Genomic DNA, 19,499 nt, shown 5'->3' on the forward strand with positions numbered 1-19,499 from the left:
CGTCAAGTTCTTCAGAACCATCGAAGGTATTGGGTGAGCGTACAAAATGCTGAGTGACAATGCCCTGAGTGAATCCTGGCTCGCCCGGTTGGCGGCCGGCCGCGGAGTTCCGTTCCTGGATGTCGTTTCCCCGGACGCAGACGCGCCGGAGTACGTCCTGGAACCCGCGGTCACCGAGCGGCTGGACGCCCTGACGGGCGGCGACGCGACCGGCCTCCTGCTGCTGACCGTCGCGGCCACCCGGTTCGCACTGGCCGCGCTCGACGAGGAATCCCGGCACGTCATCCTGGTGCCGGTGCCCACCGCGTCGCCCGGGGCGGGCCCGGGGACCGGCACGGACACGGCGCCACACGAGCTCGCGCTCTGCGCTCCCCTCGACCGCGAGGCGCCGGCCTCGGCCTTCCTGATGGCGCTGCACGCCGAACTCGAATCCGCCCTGCCCCTCGCCTGGCGCGACCGTGAGGCGATCGCCTCCCGCCTGCAGCTCGCCGACGTGCCCGTGGGCCCTGCTCTCGGCCGGCTCGGCGTCGTGTGCGAGGAGGCGGGCGGCAAGCTGCTGCAGCCGGTCGGCCTGCGCCTGACCCTGCGTCGGGCCGACGGCCGGCTGACCCTGACCGCCGAGGCGGACGGCGAGGTGCCGGTGGCCGCGCCGGCCCTTCTGCGCTGCACGGCGGCCGCCCTCGCGGAACTCGGCCGCTCACCTCGGCGGCCGGTCGCGGAGCTGGACGTCCTCGGTCCCGCACAGCGCGCCGAACTCGAGCGGTGGTCGGGCCTGCCCGTCGCGGCCGACTTCGCCGACGCGACCCTCACCGGCATCGTCGACGACGCCGCGCACCGCTTCCCGGATCGCGAGGCGGTGTCCGACGACACCGTGGTGTGGAGCCACCGCGAGCTGGCGCTGCGCTCGTCGCGCGCCGCGCGTTCGCTCACCCTCGACCACGGTGTGAAGCCGGGCGACCGGGTCGCACTGCTGCTGCCCAAGAGCCCCGAACTCGTGCTGGCGGTACTGGCGGTACTGCGGGCGGGCGCCTCGATGGTTCCGCTCGACCCCTCGCACCCGCCGGAGCGGGTCGCCCGTCAGCTGCGCCTGAGCGGGGCCGTCTGCGTCATCTCCGCAGAGGACGAACTGCCCGGACACGTGGCCATCCCGGTGGTGTCCCCCCAGGCCCTGGCCACCGCCGACGGCCCCGGGGCGGTGGCCGGACCGGGTCCCGACGACGAAGCCATCCTCTTCTTCACCTCCGGATCGACCGGCCTCCCCCGCCCGGTGGCGCTCACCCACCGCCAGCTCGCCCACAAGACCCTCACCTCGGGGCGGCTGCTCGGTTTCGACGAGGAGAGCCGGTGCGCCCTGCTGTCGGCGGTGACCTCCGACGCCCTGACGTACCAGATCTTCACCACGCTCGCCGCGGGCGGCTGCGTGGTGGTCATGGGCTCACCCCAGACGCTCTCGCCCGCGGAGTTCTGGGCGGCGACGCGGCGCCTGCGCGTGAACGTCATCAACTGTGTTCCCTCCCTGCTCGCGGTGATGGCCGAAGGGCTGCCCGCCGGAGCCGCCGAAGAAGTCCGCATCTGCCTGCTGGGCGGCGACGAGATCCCGGCGGGGTTCCTGCCCCGGCTGGCGGACCGACTGCGCGTGGGCACCTTCGGCAACCTGTACGGGCCCACCGAGGCCACCATCGAGGCGACCACCTTCACCTGCCCCGGATCGGCCTTCCCCGAGTTGACCACCGTCCCGGTCGGCAGGCCCGCCGAGGGCTTCGGCGTGCTGGTGCTCACCCCCCACGGAGACCACGCACCGCCCGGCATCCCGGGCGAGATCCACGTGCTCGGCCCCGGCGTGGCCCGTGGCTACGCCGATGACGAACCGACCGGCCCCGGGCGGTTCTGCGAGCTCCCCGCGCACCCCGGCGTCCGGGTGTTCCGGACCGGCGACTTCGGCCGCTGGAACCGTCAGGGCGAGCTGGTCTTCCTGGGCCGCCGGGACAACCAGATCCAGATCCACGGCAACCGGGTCGAGCTCGGCGAGGTGGAGGCGTCCCTCAGCTCCGTCGCGGGCATCGTCGCCGCCACGGTCCTTCCCTTCACCGCCCCCTCGGGACCGCCGGCCGTCGTGGCCGTCTACACCTCGGACCGGGATCTCGAACCGGCCGACGTGCGCCGGCAATTGGAGCTGCGCCTGCCCGGCTACATGGTCCCGGGCCGCATCGTGCGACTCGACGAGCTGCCCGTCACCCTGCACGGCAAGATCGACCGCGTGGCCATCCTGGCCCATGTGGCGAGCCTGGACGGGCAGGTCTGGCAGCCTGACGACGAAGCCGACCGCACCGCCGCCCGGATCTGGGCCGATGTGCTCGGCGCCGCGCCGCGCGCGGGGGACGAGGACCTCTTCGCGGCGGGCGGCCACAGCCTCACCGCCGCCCTCCTCGCGGGCTGGCTCAGCGCGGCTGCCGACGGCGGTGTGATCACCGTCCGCGACGTGCTCATCGCCCGCACTCCCGAGGGGCTCGGCGCGCTGCTGCGCCGCGCCGCGGCCGAGGGGTGTGCGGATCCCGCCGTCGGGACACCGTGGCCCGAGACCCCGGACCCCGTCCCCGCGAGCAACGCCCAGCGCCGGATGTGGTTCCTCGAACAGTACGAGGGCGGGGAAGTCCGCCCGTACAACATGGTGGAAGCCTTCCGGCTGCCCGGCTCCCCCGAGGCGGCCGACGTGGCGGACGCGCTGGAGCGGACGGTGCGCAGGCACCAGGCGCTGCGCACCGTGTTCCGCACCGCCCCCGACGGCCTGCACCAGATCGTGCTGGCTCCCGACCGGGCCCGGCCCGAACTGCGGGTCCACCGGACGGGCACCGGGGGCGCCGACGATCTGCTGCGGCGCATCGCGGATGCGGAACAGCGCCACGTGTTCGACCCGGCCGAGGGTCCCCTGCTGCGCGCCCACTGGCTCGTCGAGGACGGGCGCCCCGGCGGCACACTCCTGCTGTCGATCCATCACAGCGTCTGCGACGGCTGGTCCTTCGCGGTGATCCTGCGCGACCTCCAGCGGTTCCTGAACGGCAGGGAACAGGTACCGGAGCCCACGCAGTACGGTGCGTACGCGCTCGGTCAGCAGGACCTCCCGGACGACTCACGGAGCAGCGCGTTCTGGCGGCGCACCCTGGACGGCGCGCCGAGCGTCGACCTGCCGCTCGACCGCCACCGGCCGACGGAGCGCAGCTCTGCGGCGGGCACCGTCCGGCTGACGCTCGGCGAAGGCACGACCCGGTCCGTGCAGGACCTGTGCCGGCAGCTCGGCACCACCTCGTTCACGGCGATGGTGGCCGCCGTCCGTGTCCTCCTGCTGCGCTGGAGCGGGGCTGACGACATCGTGCTCGGCACGGTCGTCTCGGGCCGCGACCGTCCCGAACTGGCCAACTCGGTGGGACTGTTCGTCAACACCGTGGCGCTGCGCACCCCGGTCGGGCCGGAGCTCGGTTTCACCGATGTGGTGGCGGCGGTGGCGGCGCACGCGCGGGAGGTCCGCGCCCATGAGGAGTACCCCTTCGAGCACCTCGTGGAGGCCATGGGGCGCGAGCGGATCACGGGACGCAATCCTCTCTTCGACGTGCTGGTCGAAGCCGCCGTCTCCGGTGCGGACCCGCTGGGCACCGAGGAGGGCCCGGCGGCCGAACACATCCGCCTGGACAGCGGCGCGGAGGGGTTCGACCTCGCCTTCAGCTTCAGCGAACCCGGCCCGGCCCGTCCGATCGAGGTGGCGGTCACCTACCGCGAGGACGTACTGGACGCGGCGACCGCGCACCGGCTCGCCGGTCAGCTGGACCACCTCCTGACCGCTCTGGCGGACGCCCCCGAGGCCCCCGTCGGCGCAGCCCCCCTGCTGCCCGGTGCACAGCGCGCCGCGCTCATCGCGGCCGGTACCGGGGAGAGCGCCTCTGCCGCGCGCACCGCGGGTACCCTCCTCGACCTCGTACGCGAGCAGGTGCAGCGCGCGCCCGAGGGCCGGGCCGTCGTCTGCGGCGACCGTGTCCTGACCTACCGCGCACTGGACCGCCGGGCCGATGCCCTGGCCGCCCGGATCGCCGCGGTGGCGCCGACCGGGCCCGACCGCGTGGTCGCGGTGCTGTGCGAGCGCTCCGAGTGGATGCCGGTCGCGTTGCTCGCCGTCCTCAAGACCGGTTCGGCGTTCCTTCCCCTCGATCCGCAGCAGTCACCGGCCCGGCTGGCGCGGGTGCTCCGCGACAGCGGCGCGGTCGCCGCCGTCACGTCGGCGGAGTTCACGCAGACCACGGCCGCCGAGGGCCTGCCCACGGTGACCGTCGGCGAAGCGGCCGAGGCCGCTGCGGTCCGGGACGAGCCACGGCCGCTCCACCCCGCCGGCCCCGCCGACCTCGCATACGTCGTGTACACCTCCGGCTCCACCGGAACACCCAAGGGCGTCATGGTGGAGCACCGCGGCATAGTCAACTCCGTCCGGTTCCGCATCGACCACTACGGTCTCGACGCCGACGGGGCGGTCCTCCAGGTCGATCCGATCCATGCCGACGCCGGCATCGCCGACGTGTTCAGCGCGCTCGGTTCGGGCGCGCCCATGGTGATCGTCACCCGGGAGCAACTGCTCACGCCGGAGGATGTGGCCGCGGTCATGCGGCAGCACCCGATCCGCCACGTGATGCTCGTGCCGAGTCTCTACCAGATGCTGCTCGACGAGGTCGGCCCGGCGTTCCGCGAGGTGCGCGAGGTCGTGCTCGGCGGGGAGCGGGTCACCCGGGCGCTCGCCGCCCGGCATGCCGAACTCCTTCCCGGCGTCCGGCTGTTCAACGAGTACGGCCCGGCCGAGGACAGTGTGGTGACCACGGTGGAGCCGGTGGACACCACAGGGGCCCCCCGCACGCCGGACATGCGGTCCGGAACGGCTTCCGGCGACGCCTCGATCGGCCGACCGCTGCCCGGCAAGTGGGTGGACCTGCTCGACGAGCGGGGCGGGCTGGTGCCCCTGGGGGCCCCGGGCGAACTGTGCATCGGCGGAGCGGGCCTGGCCCGCGGCTACCTCGGCGACGCGGGGCTGACGTCCGCCCGCTTCGTGACCAGCCGGGTACGCCCGGGAGAGCGCATGTACCGCACCGGCGACCTGGCCCGCCGACTGCCCGACGGCCGCCTGGAGTACCTGGGCCGGGCCGACGACCAGCTCAAGATCCGGGGTAACCGGGTCGAGCCGAACGAGGTGGCCGCGGTCCTCGCCGAAGCCCCCGGCCTGCGCAACGCCGCCGTGCTCCCGACGACCGGCGCCGAACCACGGCTGGTCGCCTACGTGGTCGGCGAGGCGGACCCGGCGGCGCTCCGCCGGCACCTCGCGGGGCGGCTGCCCGCCTACATGATGCCCGCCGCCTTCGTTCGCCTGCCCGCCCTCCCGGTGGCCGCGGGCGGCAAACTCGACCGCCGGGCGCTGCCCGCGCCCGACGAGGCCCTGGCCGCCGCGGAATCCCCCGCAGCGGCCCGGCCGTTCACCCCGGCCGAGCAGCGGGTCGCCGACGTGTGGACGCAGATTCTGGAGCGTCCCGTAACGGACCCGGACGCGAACCTGTTCGAGATGGGCGGCCACAGTCTGGCCGCCGCGCGCATCGCGCACGCCCTGCACGTCAAGGTGCACGCCGTCTTCACGTTCCCTTCCGTGGCAGCGCTCACCACGGCGCTGGAAGGGGAGTCGGCGAAGGCCGCAGCGGAGCGCGGCCCGGTCGCGGGGGCGTCCTCGGAGAGCGGGTTCCTGCCGCTGTCCCGGGCACAGCACCGCGTCTGGCTGACCTCGCGGTGGGCGGGCTCGGACACCTTCATCATCTCCGACCTCGTACGGCTGGGCCGCCGGATCGATGCCGGCGCGCTCCGCAGCGCCCTCGGTGCCGTCGTCGAGCGCCAGGACATGCTGCGCGCGCAGGTTCTGCCCCGGGGAACGGATGCGGAGCTGACCGTCCTGGACCGACTGCCGGACGGCGCACCGCTGGTCGTCGTGGATCTGCCCGGCGCGGACCCCTCGGGGCCGGAAGTCGCGGCCGCGCTGAACGACGCCCGACGGGTCAGCTTCGCCCTCGACAAGGCGCCGCTGTTCGAAGTGCGGCTGCTCGCGGGGCCCGTCGGCGGTGATCTGCTCACCGTCACCGCCCACCACCTGATCTACGACGGCGCGAGCGTCGACGTGCTGCTGGACGACCTGTTCACGGCGTACGAGCAGGCCGTCGCGGGCGAAGCGCCGCGACTGCCCCGGCTCCCGTACACCTACCAGGACTGGGTCCGTGAGGAGCAGGAGTGGCTGGCCGGGCCCGAGGCGGAGCGCGAGGTGGAGTTCTGGCGGGAGCAGCTGCGCGGCGTCGCGGAAGGGCCCGATCCGGTGGACCCGGCCCGCCGCCGCAGCCGCCGGGGCCGGACCGCACTGGTTCACCGGTCCCTTCCCGCTGCCGTGCTCCGCGGCGCCCCCGCGACCCCGTTCGCGCAGGTGGTCACCGCTTTCGCCGTCACCGTGCACCAGCGCACCCGGGCCACCGACCTCGTCGTCGGTTTCGCCGCGGGACTCCGCCACCGGCCCGAGGCCGACGCGCTGATCGGCTACCTGGTCAACGCGGTGCCCCTACGGGTCACGGTGGACGACGCGGTGACCGGGGGCGAGTTGCTGTCCCGGGTCCAGACCGGGATCTTCGAGGCCTACGACCACTCCCGGCTGCCGTTCGACGTGCTCGCGCAGCGGCTGGCGCTGCGCGCGGCGCCGGGCCGCAGCCTGCTGCTCGATCTGGGCGTGAGCTGGGAGAACGCGGGCCTGCGCCCCGAGAGCTACGTGGTCGAGGACCTGCTGGTGAACGATCTGCCCGCCACCAGTGACCTCTGGCTGTACGCACGCGTCAAGGGCGACGCACTGCACCTCGACCTCACCTACGACGACAACCTCCTCGACGAGGCGGAGGCCGGCGGCTATGTCGATCACGTCGCCGCGGTGCTGCGCACCTTGGCCACCGGCCAGTCCGCGCCGCCCGCCGGCCCCCCGTCACCGACCCTGCCCCCGACCCCGGAGCCGTCCGCACCCGGCTCTGTTTGGAGCGACACACACTATGACTTCTGACACCGCCCGCAGCCGTACGGGATGGGGCGACCATGCCTGAACCCGACCTGACGCAGCGGCTGTGCAAGCTGTTCGCCGCGGCACTTGAACTGGACGACGTCACTGCGGACACCGACTTCTTCGTCGCCGGCGGACACAGTCTGTCCGCGCTGGAGCTCGCCGTGGCCGTGGAAATGGCCATCGGCGTGCGGGTCCGCGTGCGGGACATCTTCGACGCCGCCTCGCCCGAACTGCTCGCGGCCCGGCTGGCCGGCCTCGTCCCCGGAGCCGTGGAACCGTCCGAGCCGGCCGCCTCGCGGCAACGGCCCGCCGCTGCCCTCCCCGGAGCCGAAGTCGCCGAAGCCACGCGCTGGCTGTGGCTCGAACGGCAGCGCGGGGACGGCGACTCCGCGGCCTACACGGTGCCCTGCCTGCTGGACGGCGAGGGTGCCGTGGACGTCGACAGGCTGGCGGCGGCGCTGGACGGCCTCACGCGGCGCCACCCGGCGCTGCGGACCGTCTTCGTCGAGGCCCAGGGCGAACCGCGGGCGGTGGTCACCGACGACGTGCCGCCGTTGGAGGTCGTCGACCTGCGCGGGCACGACCAGGACGACACCCGGTTCGACACCTTGGTGGAAGAGCGCCTCGCGGTGCCGTTCGACCCGTCGACCGGCCCGCTCGTACGGACCACGCTGTTCCTGCGCCCCGACGCCCGGTGGTCGTTCCTGCTGCTCGCGGACCACCTCGTGTGCGACGGACGCAGCCTGGAGATCCTCGCCACGCAACTCGTGGCGGCCTACGCGGACCCGGCTGCGGCCGGGCCGCCCGAGGACCGGCCCGCTCACCGCTCGTCCGATCAGGAGGCCGCGCTCGACCACTGGCGTCGCGTGCTCCTCCCCCCTCCGGCGCCGCTGCCCCTCCCGGTGCGCGGTCCGCGGACGCAGCCGGCCGGCATCGCCACCGGCATCGCCGTGCGGGAGATCGGTCCGGACGTGATGCGCCGGCTGACGGACCTGGGCCGGCGGCACCACGCGGGCCTGTTCGTGCCGCTGGCCGCCGCCGTCGCCCGTACCCTGGCCGGGATCACGGGCAGCACGGACATCTGTCTGGGCACCCCCGTGGACCGGCGGGCCCGGCTCGGTGCGAACGACGCGGTCGGCTTCCACGTCGCGACCGTCCCGCTGCGACTGCAGGTCCGGGACGAGGATTCGGCGGACCACCTCGTCGATCAGGTCGCACAGCGCACGGTGGACGCGGTGGACCACAGCGGAGTGGCCTTCGACACGCTCGTGGCGGCGCTCGCTCCACCGCGGTCCCCCGGACGGATGCCGTTCTTCGACGTGTGGGTGGCCCTGTATCCCCGCATCGACACCGGACCGTGTCAGCCGGGCGGGATCGCCCTGCGCGGCGGGCCGGTCCCCCGGCGCGTCGGCATGTTCGAGCTGTCCTTCCAGTTCGTGGAACACGCGGACGGCATGCGGCTGTGGCTCCAGTACGACACCGCACGCTACGCCGCGGACACCGCCGAGCGGATGGCCCGGCGGCTCGTCGACGAAGTGGCGCGCCTCCTGCGGGACCCCGCGGAGCCCGGACCCGAAGCGGCGCTGACGCACCGTGCCTTCAGCGGCTTCCGGTTCGACGCCTGAACCGACCAGTTGCCCCTGCACATGAGGAGATGAACCATGACGACGTCCATCAGGCCCCGGACCGGGACGGAGCTGCGGCTGACCGCGGCCGAGGCCCGGCAGGTGTCCGAACTGACACTGCGCCTGGCCGGGCAGTACCTCGCCGCCGACGACGAACGGCTGCTCCAGGACCTGCCGTTGCTCGCCGGCGAACTGCCCGTCCGGGTCCGGCGCTTTCTGCGTGCCTTCTCCCTCGACCAGGCACGCGGTTTCTGCGTGGTCAACGGCCATCTCGTGGACGACGAGCGCATCGGGCCCACGCCCGCGCACTGGAAGGACGAGACCCGGATCCACCGCGAACTGCCCGAGGAGATCCTCGTCCTCCTCTACGGTTCGCTGCTCGGCGAACCGTTCGGCTGGGCCAGCCAGCAGGACGGGCACTTGGTCAACGACGTGTTCCCGATCCGCCAGTACGAGCGCGAGCTGCTCGGTACGGGCAGCAAGACACCGCTGACCCTGCACACCGAGGACGCCTTCCATCCCTACCGCGCCGACTACATCATCCTGTCGGCACTGCGCAACCCGGACGCCGTACCGGTGACCGTCGCGGAGGCGGACTTCTCGGTACTGCCGCAGGACGTCCTCGACGTCCTGTTCCAGAGCCGGTTCCGCATCGTTCCCGACAAGTCGCACCTGCCGGAGAACAACACGGTGCGCACCGACGAGGACCGGCTGGTCTTCGAGAACATCGCGCGCCTCATCGACGGGCTCGGCCTGGTGCCCATGCTCACCGGCTCCCGGTCCCACCCTCTGCTGTGCTTCGACGCGACGCACATGTCGGCGCCGGAGGAGGACACCGAGGCCGTACGGGCCTTCGCGGCGGCGGCGGAGCTGCTCGACGCCGGCCTGGCCGACTGCCCGCTCGAGGCCGGCAGTTGTGTCTTCATGAACAACCACCGGGTGGTGCACAGCCGTAGTGCCTTCCAGGCGCGCTACGACGGCACGGACCGCTGGCTCAAGCGGGTCAACGTCACCCACGACCTCCGCAAGTCCCGTGCCATGCGCCGGTCCGTCGGCTCCCGCCTGATCGGCTAGCCGACGACCGCACACCGCAACGCCACGCACTGTGCCCGGGGCAGGAATGCCCCGGGCACAGTGCGTGGCGTCTCCGCGCGGCTACGCCTCGTGGTCCGGCGTGGCCTTCCGGATCAGTGCGGAGACCTCGCGGACCGTGGGGGTGTCGAAGAAGTCACCCAGGTCGATGCTCACGCCCAGCTGCTTCTCGATGGCGTCGATCACGGAGATCGCGAGCAGGCTGTGCCCGCCCTCGTCGAAGAAGTCCCCGTCGGGATCGATCGGGCCGGAGGCGAGGACCTCCTCGAAGATGGCCCCGACCTTCGCCTCCAGATCGTCGCCTCCCGCTCCCGTCCGCGACGGGGAGGACTCGGGTGCCGCGGCGGCTCCGGTCTCGGCGAGGCGCACCAGGGCACCCCGGTCGATCTTGCCGCTCACCATCCGGGGCAGCTCGTCGATCAGCGTGATGAAGGTCGGCACCATCGCGGGCGGCAGTGCGGCATTGGCCCGTGCCCTGACCTCCTCCACCGTGGTGTCCACGGCTTCCAGCCAGGCCGCCAGCGCCGGAGCGCCGTCGGGGCCGCTGACCACGGCGACCGCCGTCTGGCGAACTCCCGGCAGCAGTCCCAGCACGCTCTCCACTTCACCGGGCTCCACCCGGTGGCCGCGTATCTTCACCTGGTCGTCGGCCCGCCCGGTGAACTCCAGCATTCCGTCCGGGCGCCACCAGACGAGGTCCCCCGTGCGGTAGCTCCGCCCTCCGGGCGCCTCGGCATCGGCCACGAACGCCGCCGCCGTCAGCTCCGGCCGGTTGCGGTATCCGTCCGCGAGGCCGTGTCCCGCCAGCCTGAGCTCTCCGACGAATCCGATCGGCAGGGCCCGGCCGTCGCCGCCGGTCACCTTGGCGACGGTGTTGCCGATGGGCCACCCGATCGGGAGGCCGGGTCCGGCGGCCGTGCCGTGGTCGAACGCGGTCGCGCCCACCGAGCTCTCCGTCGGGCCGTACTCGTTGATCAGCCTGACTCCGGGCAGCAGTTCGTGGTGGCGGTGCACCAGATCGGGCGTCGTGGCCTCGCCGGCGACCGTGACGGCGCGCAGTGAGGCCGCGGCAGGCGGGAGTTCGCCCAGCAGGACCCGGTAGAGGCTCGGGACGGTCGTGAGGTGGGTGATGCGGTGCTGCTGCGCCAGCTCGGCCAGCTGACGCGGCAGCAGCTGGTGCGTGTCCGCGAGGACGAGGCGCCCGCCGGAGGCCAGCACCGGGAACAGGTCGGCGACCGAGCTGTCGAAGGCCAGCGACGGCAGCTGCAGCAGCCTGGTGTCGAGGTCCAGCCCGTGGTTGCCCCGCTTCCAGTGCACGTAGCTGGCGATGGCACGGTGCCGGATCTCCACGCCCTTGGGCCTGCCGGTCGACCCCGAGGTGTACACCACGTACGCGAGGTCGTCCGGGAGCGGCCCGGGCCGGTCGGTCCCGGGCTCGGCGGCGGGGCCGACGACCGCGGCCTCGATGTCGATCACCGGGGTGGTGAGGCCGACGGGCAGCCCGCCCTGCAGGTCGGGCGCGGCGAGGACGGCTGCGCATTCGGCGTCGTCGAGGATCTCGGCCAGCCTCGCGGCCGGTGACCTGGGGTCGAGCGGCACGTAGGCCGCGCCCGCGAGCAGGGTGCCGGTGATCGCCGGCACGGCGTGGATCGTCTTGCCGGTGAGCACGCCCACCCGGTGTCCCCGTCCGATGCCCGCCGCCTGCAGACGAGCGGCCACGGCCTGCGCGGCCTGCCAGAACTCGCGGTACGTCAGGGACTCGGCACCGGCGACGACTGCCGTACGGTCCGGGTACGCACGGACCGCTTCCTCGATCGGCGCCGTCAACGTCGTGGTGACGCCCTGCGGTTCGAAGCCGCGTCGGCCGAGCGCAATGGCCGCCGCGGCATCGTCGGCTGCGGCCGGCGGCAGCGCGGCGGCGGGGCCGTGCGGATCGACGAATCCGGCCAGGACACGGGACACCGACCGCAGCAGGACGTCCAGGAACCAGGCCTCGGCGCGTTCCGGTCCGGACTCGGCCACGAGTTCGCGTACGCCGTCCGCACCGGACTCGGTCAGTCTCAGCTCGATGGCGTCCTGCTGGGACGCAAGGCCGGCGAGGCCGGCACCGACCCGGGCCGAGCGGACCATCACCGCGCCGGCGAGCGCCGCCTCGTCGGTCACCACGGGCGCCGACCGCAGTGACGAGTCGGCGGCCCGGACCAGATCGCCGACGGTGGAGGGGGCGGCGAGCCCGATCCCGGCAAGCACCGGCCCGGCCGGGCCGGACACGGCCACCACCGGCTCGTCGGTGTGCTCCGCCGCGCCGACCACCACTGCCGTCGCCGCGGTGAGGGCGACCAGTTCTTCCAGGGGGCGCCCGCCGGAGACCTTGGCCAGGCCGTCGACGGCTGCCGTGGTCAGCGCAAGCCTGGCGTGGGCCCGCGCTGACTGCGCGGCGCCCGTGCGTCGGGGGCGGATCGTGGTGGCGGGCACCACAGTGTCGGATGTCATGGACACATTCCCTTGCTCGGGGACGAATGAAGACAACTGCCCGTTGGCCAAGCGGCGTTCTCCACGGCGTGTGAGCCGCCATGGGTTCGAACACCGCATCGGGCACGTGCGGGCACACCCGTCACCGAGGTGGGACGCGAACGGACCGCGCACCGCCGGGCCGTGGCCCAGCCGGTACGCGGTCACCGCTGACACCACAGGGGGTGCCCATGCACTTGTCGGGTCGGAGTACCGGGCGGCCCGCAACCCGGGCGCCCGGTACTCCGGCCTGGCCGTTGCCTCGCGTCAGCCGCGCTTCGCGATCATGTTGGCCATGCCTTCCTTGCCCTGCGTCTTCAGGGCCTTGAGGCGATCCTGGCGCAGGCGGGCATCGCTCCGCGAGGCGATCCACTGGTTCTCGCGCAGCAGCTTGTGGTAGCTGTCCAGGCGGCGCTGCTGCAGCATGCCGTCCTCGATGGCCTCGCGTACCGCACAGCCGGGTTCCGCGACGTGATCGCAGTCCCGGAACCGGCAGTCCTCGGCGAGCTGCTCGATCTCCGAGAACGTCTGCTGCAGGCCGTCGGCGGCGTCGTACAGGCCCACGCCGCGGATACCGGGAGTGTCGATCAGCACACCGCCGCCCGGCAGGGGCATCAGCTCACGGGTCGTCGTGGTGTGGCGGCCCTTGCCGTCGCTCCTGGTCTGCTGGGTCTCCATCACGGAGCGGCCCAGCAGCACGTTGGCGATGGTGGACTTGCCCGCGCCCGACTGTCCGACCAGGACGCTCGTCCCCGTCAGAACGGCCGCGAGGATGTCCATGCCGTCGTCGGTGGTGGCGCTGACGACCAGGACGTCCACCCCGGGCGAGGCCTGCTCGACCGTCTCCCGGACGCTGTCCGCGTCCTCCGCGAGGTCGGACTTGGTGAGGATCATCACCGGCTGCGCTCCGCTCTCCCACGCGAGGGCGAGGAACCGCTCGATCCGGCCGAGGTCCGGCTCCGTGTCCAGGGCCACGACGACACCGATGGTGTCGATGTTGGCGGCGAGCACCTGGCCCTCGGAGCGCTGGGAGGCGCTGGAGCGGACCATCGCCGTGCGACGCGGCAGCAGCGCCTGGACGTAGGTGCCGGCCGCGCCGACCCGGACCGCCGCCCAGTCGCCCGTGCAGGGCATCTTCGTCGGGTCGGGGTCCGCGACCGGACCGGTGTCGGCATGGACGACGGTCACCTCGGAGTCGCCGTCGGCGATCACGACGTCGCAACGGCCCCGGTCGACACGGATGACCCGACCGGGCACCCACGAGGCGTCGGCAACGGAGGCGAATTGGTCGTCGAGCTCAGGGGACCATCCATAGGCCTCGAGCGGCCGCGGGTAGATCGAATCAGCCGAAGTCGATGAGTGACGCAACGCGATGAGCCCTTCGGGAGGCGTTTCCGGCCGGTGCACGCAAATCGGGTTGCACCGGCTCCTGGACAAGGGGCGGTGGGGTGTGGGCTGCTCTCGGGCGCCGCTGCGGCGGTGGTGACATGAAAGTCGCCGACCCCGGCTGACTCCGACGCACCGGGCATTCAATGCATTTGACGCTACGACAGCTCCGAGCGGCCCGCAATACCGCTCAAGCGTCAGTGGATTGAGACTCCAGATCAGAGAACGGAGGGGTATCGAGGAGACGGTGCTCGCCCACTCACCCGGGATCCCGGGTGAGTGGGCGGTGGTCTAGCGTCCGGCGGACGCCGAGGTGCGGTACAGGGCCCGCATCTCCTTTTCCAGCGCGTTGAGCTCGTCCAGCCTCGGCCGGCTCCTGGGCGCGAACAGCCCGTCCTGCTCCCAGCGTTCCGGGTCCAGGCTCAGTGCCGAGACGTTGAGCCAGCCGCGCGAGCGGATCTCTTCGAGGCGCTCGGGAAGGGCGTCCTCGAGGGCGAGGTAGAAGACGACGTGGGCCAGCTCCTCGATGCGGTCCAGACCGTCGCGCACGCTCGTGAGCACCGTGCCGAAGGCGGGTACCTCGTCACCCGGCAGGTTCTGCTCGAAGAGCCGGGCGAGCGTCGGCACGTCGTCGTAGTAGTCGATGTAGTCGAATTCGAAGACGCCGCGGTAGTTGCGCGCCCAGGCCTGGAAGAGGTTCATGATGGTGCCCTGGGTCGCCACCGCGTGCGCGCCGAGGGCGCTGAGCGTCGTGCTCGCCGACTCGTCCAGGAAGGTCTTCCCGTAGAACTGCGGGTCGGAGAAGGACCATCCGACGTAGTAGTCCCAGATCGTCTTCAACGACATGATCACGGCGTTGTCGTGGAAGGCGTAGGAGCCCTGGATGTTCATGGTGAGCCCCTCGGCGAGCGAGAGGAACCAGCGGTTGGCGTACCGCACGAAGCCCTCGTCGAAGGACTCCTTCACGTCGCGGCCGACCATCTCGGTCACGAAGCTGTTGGCGTAGCCGATCAGGTTCGACCCCACGGAGTAGTAGGGGTCGGCGAAGACCGCGGCGTCGCCGACGCACGCCCAGCGGTCCTGCGAGAAGACCTGCTGCGAGGAGTGGCTGTAGTTCTTCAGTACGCGGAAATCGAGGACCGGCAGCTCGCGGATGGCGGGGTCGAAGCCCGGAACGCGCTCCGCGACGAAGTCGATGGCCTTCTCGATCCGGTTGAACTTGGTGACCGGGTGGAGCTCGTCGGACACGACGATGCCCACGCTGGTGTGGTTGGGGGCCAGCGGGATGGCCCACACCCAGCCGCCCTCGAACATGAAGTGGTTGGTCGACTGCCAGCGCGGTTCGGTGATGCGGTCGTGCCAGCCGGTGTGCTCCGCGCCGACCGCCTCGTCGGTGTCGAGCCGGCCTTCGAGCCGGAACCAGACCGAGTTGTGGGGCTTGGGGTACCTCTTGGTGAGGTCGAGCTTGCGCTGCAGCAGCCGGTGCCGGCCCGTGGCGTCGACGACCCACCGGCAGGTGACGCTGGTCGGCTGCGCGCCGTCCTCGTCGACGGCCTGGTACGTCACCCGGTGCGGGGCGTCCTGCTCGCCGAGCTCGATGTCGAGCACCTTGACGCCCTGCGTCAGCTCCGCACCGGCATCCGTCGCCACCACGCGCAGGTGCTCCTCCAGGGAGCCGCGGTTGAGCTGGTAGGACTTCGCCGGGAGGAAGCGGTTGACGCCGAACTCGGCTTCCTCGTGGAGGCCCGAGCCGCCGCCGTAGAAGTACCGGAGCCCCAGCTTCTCCAGGTGCTGTTCCTCCAGGTAGTCGTACAGGCCGATGACGTGGTGGAAGTAGTACGCGCCCACCTCGACCGAGGACTCGCCGACCTTGTGTGCGGACAGCGGGATCGGTGAGCGCTCGCGCTCGCAGACGAGGACGGAGAGCTCGGGCTGCGCGTCCTTGAGCTGCTTGGCCAGGCAGAGCCCGGCGAGGCCGCCGCCCGCGATGACCACGTCGTAGTCGACACCGCCGAACACGGAGTCAGTACCGCTTTGCCTGCTCACTTTGTACCCACCTTGTCGTTCTGTCGGTTCTCGATGTTGAGGGCCAGGCTCCGGACGGTCCGGTCCGTGTAGGGGTCCGAGACGTCGAGCTGGACCCCGATCCGCATCTCCACGCGGGAGAGCAGGTCCATCACGCTGAGGGAGTCCCCGCCGAGGGCCACGAAGTCGTCGTCCAGGCCGATGCGCAGGGGCGCGAACAGCTCCCGCCAGATCTCCAGGAGCGCGGCCTCGGCCTCTGTCGTCGGCTCCGGGCCCGCCGCTCCCTGGCCGACGGCATCCTCGTACAGGGCCACCAGGGCCGTGTTGTCGACCTTGCCGTGGCGGGTGAGCGGCACGCTGTCGACCGGGATGATCGCCGAAGGGACCATGTACTCCGGCAGGTTCTCCTGGGCCAGGGCGTGCAGCCGGTCGACGTCCTCGACGGAGGGCCCCTGGACGAAGGCGATCAGGAGCGGCGTATCGGAGTCGGTGGCGTGGCGCAGCAGGTGGACGTGGCCGACCGCGGCGTCCTGCGAGAGGACCTGGGCCACGTGGCCCAACTCGATGCGGCGGCCCCGGATCTTCACCTGGCCGTCCCGGCGCTCGATGAACTCGAGGTCGCCGTTCCCGTGCTGCCGGACGATGTCGCCGGTGCGGTAGACGCGCTTGCCGGCGATCGAGGGCGAGTCCGGCGTGAAGAACCGCTCCGCGGTCAGCGCGGGATCGCCCAGGTAGCCCCGGGCCAGGCCCGCGCCGGCCAGGTGGAGCTCCCCGATTCCGCCCGGCGCCACGGGCGCGCCGTCCTCGTCCAGGACGAACGCCTCGGTGTGCTCGATCGGCTTGCCGATGAGCACACGCTCGTCGGTGGCCGCGAGGCGGTGGACAGTGGAGCAGACCGCATTTTCGGAGGGTCCGTACTCGTTGTACAGATGCACCTCCGGGATACGCAGGAAATGCTCCTGGGTCAGACTCGAGGCGAACCATTCACCGGCGATCGTGACGCACCGCAGGGACTTCACCTGCTGCGCTTCCATGCCTTCCAGGAGGCGCTTGTACAGCATGGGGGTGATCAGGAAATGGGTGACGTTCCGGTGCTCCATCAGACCGGTCAGATAACGCCGGTCCGTGATGCGGTCCCGGCGCGGCAAAACCAGACGCGCACCGGAGGTGAGGGCGGAGAAGGTGTCCACCACAGCGCTGTCGAAAGACGGCCGCGGAATGGCCAGAGTCACGTCTTCCGGACCGAACCCGTAATAGGAATTGCGCCAGGTCAGCGTGTTGACGATCGCGCGGTGTTCGACGGCCACGCCCTTGGGGGTCCCGGTCGTTCCCGATGTGTACACCACATAGGCGAGGTCGGACGGCGTGGCCACCGGCTCGGGGTCGGAGTCCGCCGTATCGAGGGCGCCGCCCATGACGTCCAGAACGAAGAGCTCGCCGTCGAAGAACATCGCACCGGCGGCCGCCGACGACTCGATCACCATGGCCCTGGGTGCCACGTTCTCGACGATCCGCTGGGTCACCGCGGGCGGGTTGTCGGGGTCCAGGGGGACATAGGCACCGCCGGCCTTGAGGGTGGCCAGCATGGCGATGATCACGTCCGGCGGGTTCCGGACCAGAATCGCCACCCGGTCGTCGGGGCGGACTCCGCCGGTGTCCCGTAGGTGGTGGGCCAGCCTGTTTGCCCGGCGGTTCAGCTCGCCGTAGCTCAAAAATTCGCCTTCGAATTCCAGGGCAATATGACCCGGCAATCTTCTGGCGCATTCCTCAAAAAGGGAAGTCAGGGTCTTCGGATCGCCATGGTTCACAAACAAACGCCCCCTGCCGAATTCTTGTCAGTTCTCGATACGAATAGCCTAACCGCCGCCGATAGAAGGGCCCTCTATTGGCGCTCGAGGCGCGGACGAGTGCGCCGGTCTTCGCGGCCCGCTCCGGCTACGGAAAGAAGTGACCGCTCTGGCCTACGGCTTCGCCGGGTCTACGGCGGGCCAGGTGCGCTCGGCCCGGTCGCGCAGGAGCTCGGCGGTGATGCCGCGTTCGGCGCTCAGTTGGGTGAGGACGCCGGCCTGCTGGACCTGTTCGGCTTCGGGGTCGTACTCGGAGCCGGTGAGGTGCTTGAGCCAGGGTTCGAGGCCCATGGCGTAGGCGTAGACGTGACGGGCGCCCAGCTGCTGGGCGAGCTCGTCGGCCTGGGCGGCGTTGCTGCCCTTGAGCCGGCGCCCGGTGTTGTGCTCACGGGAGAGCTTCCCCTCCAGCATCGGCCCGTACAGCCACTTCAGAGGGGCTCCGACGCACTCGAGGCCGATGAAGAGCGCGTCGAGAGGAGTCTCGGTGAGGCCGGGGATGTTGGTGAACAGCGCGGGCTCGAGCGGCGTGATGTCGGTGGCGAAGAGGAACCTGCGGCCGCCGGCCTGGACGAGGGGCACCATCTTGGTGCGGATGTCGAGGTCGGCGTGCTCGCCCACGAAGGGGAGGGCGGTGACTTCGACGTGGTCGGCCACGCGGTGGGTCTCGAGTTCGGCCAGCTCCTGGACGTTGGAGAAGCCGAGGGCCTGGAGCATGGTCTTGAGGCTGGGATCGGGCAGCGATCCGCCGGAGGCGCGGGGAACGATGATCGTGCCGATGCGGGTGCGGAGTTGGAGCAGGGTCTCGAGCGAGAAGTGGTCGGAGTGGAAATGGCTGATGACGACGGCATCGATGTGCCGGGGGAGGTCTTCGAGGGTGTAGTGCTCGTAGCCGTCGTCGGTGTAGCCGATGAGCGGGTCGAGGAGTACGGACGTGGTCCCGGTCTCGATCAGCACGGTTGCGTGATTGATGTACCGCGTCCGGACGTCTCCGGGCGGGGGCGGGGTGTGCTGTGCCGGCGGCGCTTCGTGGAACAGCTCGGTGAACGCCGGGAGGTCGGCATCGGCGACGCCGAGGCGTTCCGCGAGGTGCGGGACGTCGACGGGGTCGAGGCGCGCCGCGAACAGTTCGTCCCACAGCGGGGAGTCGAAGGGCAGATCGATGTCCAGGCGGTCGGGGCGCGGGAGGACGGGGCTGCTGTACACGAAGGGCTGGGGGCTCGCTGCGGCGGTGAGAGAGACGCACTGGCCGTGGCGCTCGTACGCCGGCGAGCTGTACATCAGCGCTTCGAAGAAGCGGAAGTTGGGGCGATGGGCCGTGTCGTAGACGAGTTCCACCCGCCCGCGGAGGGAGTGGGGGACCAGAGGATAGAGGGGTTCCATCGGCCCGCCGAGTGCCTTCTCCCGTAGCAGGGCCCGGAGTTCGGTTATGTCGTCGGCGAGCTGGAGCTTGGCCTGGCCTTCCTTGACCATGGTCTCGCGGGCCGCCTGGACTTCATCGTGGGTGGCGCCTTCGGGGTCGAGGAAGGGCGCGCCGTAGCGGTGCGGGTCCGCGATGACCGCATCGTGGAGGTGAGGCGCCTTCAAGTAGCTGTCCACGATGGGCAGCAGACGGTCCCTCAGGTTGAGTGCGCCGGTGTGGGGCGCCAGGAGATAGGGCCACGCGTACCAGCGGTGCAGCAGGGGCTGGGCAACCACGGACGGGCGAAGGTAGAGCTTCTGGTGTGCCGGCACGACAATTCCCTCACTGTCGATGATGTCGGTGGGTGGGTTCGCGGCTTGCGCATGCGTACACACGTCAACGGGAGGCTCGGGGCTGTCCGGCCGGGTCCCGGAGGAGACGTGGGTGCGGCGGGGTCTCGGAGCGGTCGCGTCAGTCCCTTTGCCTCGCATATTCGTTCATGTCTATCACGA

The 19,499-nt window shown here is 71.6% G+C and carries 8 protein-coding genes; 3 read left to right on the forward strand and 5 right to left on the reverse strand.

Annotation, left to right across the window (positions count from 1 at the left end; translation table 11 throughout):
* The first annotated feature begins 46 nt into the window (after positions 1 to 46).
* The 3 genes from ACZ5WG_RS06635 to vioC are packed head-to-tail and all read left to right on the forward strand — an operon-like array spanning position 47 to position 9,801.
* Positions 47 to 7,102 carry an amino acid adenylation domain-containing protein gene (locus ACZ5WG_RS06635; RefSeq protein WP_468721134.1) on the forward strand — a complete coding sequence of 2,352 codons (7,056 nt, stop codon included), beginning with the start codon at positions 47 to 49 and terminating at the stop codon, positions 7,100 to 7,102.
* Between the two features lie 32 nt (positions 7,103 to 7,134).
* Entirely contained in the window at positions 7,135 to 8,727 is a 1,593-nt protein-coding gene (locus tag ACZ5WG_RS06640) for a condensation domain-containing protein (protein WP_468721136.1), read from the forward strand.
* Between the two features lie 36 nt (positions 8,728 to 8,763).
* Entirely contained in the window at positions 8,764 to 9,801 is a 1,038-nt protein-coding gene (gene vioC / locus ACZ5WG_RS06645) for an arginine beta-hydroxylase, Fe(II)/alpha-ketoglutarate-dependent (RefSeq protein ID WP_468721138.1), read from the forward strand.
* An 81-nt stretch (positions 9,802 to 9,882) separates the two neighbouring features.
* On the opposite strand, the gene ACZ5WG_RS06650 is transcribed toward vioC, so the two are convergent.
* The 5 genes from ACZ5WG_RS06650 to ACZ5WG_RS06670 all read right to left on the reverse strand — a co-directional run bounded on the left by ACZ5WG_RS06650 (position 9,883) and on the right by ACZ5WG_RS06670 (position 19,319).
* Entirely contained in the window at positions 9,883 to 12,312 is a 2,430-nt protein-coding gene (locus tag ACZ5WG_RS06650) for a non-ribosomal peptide synthetase (RefSeq protein WP_468721140.1), read from the reverse strand.
* A 285-nt stretch (positions 12,313 to 12,597) separates the two neighbouring features.
* The gene (gene rsgA, locus ACZ5WG_RS06655) at positions 12,598 to 13,698 is read right to left on the reverse strand and encodes a ribosome small subunit-dependent GTPase A (RefSeq protein ID WP_468721141.1); all 1,101 of its coding nucleotides are present in this window, start codon (positions 13,696 to 13,698) and stop codon (positions 12,598 to 12,600) included.
* 309 nt (positions 13,699 to 14,007) lie between these two features.
* Positions 14,008 to 15,762, reverse strand: coding sequence for an NAD(P)/FAD-dependent oxidoreductase (locus ACZ5WG_RS06660; protein WP_468721143.1), 1,755 nt, complete (start codon positions 15,760 to 15,762; stop codon positions 14,008 to 14,010).
* On the reverse strand, positions 15,759 to 17,549 hold the full coding sequence (locus ACZ5WG_RS06665) for a non-ribosomal peptide synthetase (RefSeq protein WP_468721144.1): 1,791 nt from the start codon (positions 17,547 to 17,549) through the stop codon (positions 15,759 to 15,761). Before ACZ5WG_RS06665 ends, ACZ5WG_RS06660 begins: the two co-directional genes overlap by 4 nt.
* A 153-nt stretch (positions 17,550 to 17,702) precedes the next feature.
* On the reverse strand, positions 17,703 to 19,319 hold the full coding sequence (locus ACZ5WG_RS06670) for an MBL fold metallo-hydrolase (protein ID WP_468721146.1): 1,617 nt from the start codon (positions 19,317 to 19,319) through the stop codon (positions 17,703 to 17,705).
* Positions 19,320 to 19,499: the final 180 nt, after the last annotated feature.

This window comes from Streptomyces sp. NPDC032745, from assembly GCF_055579465.1.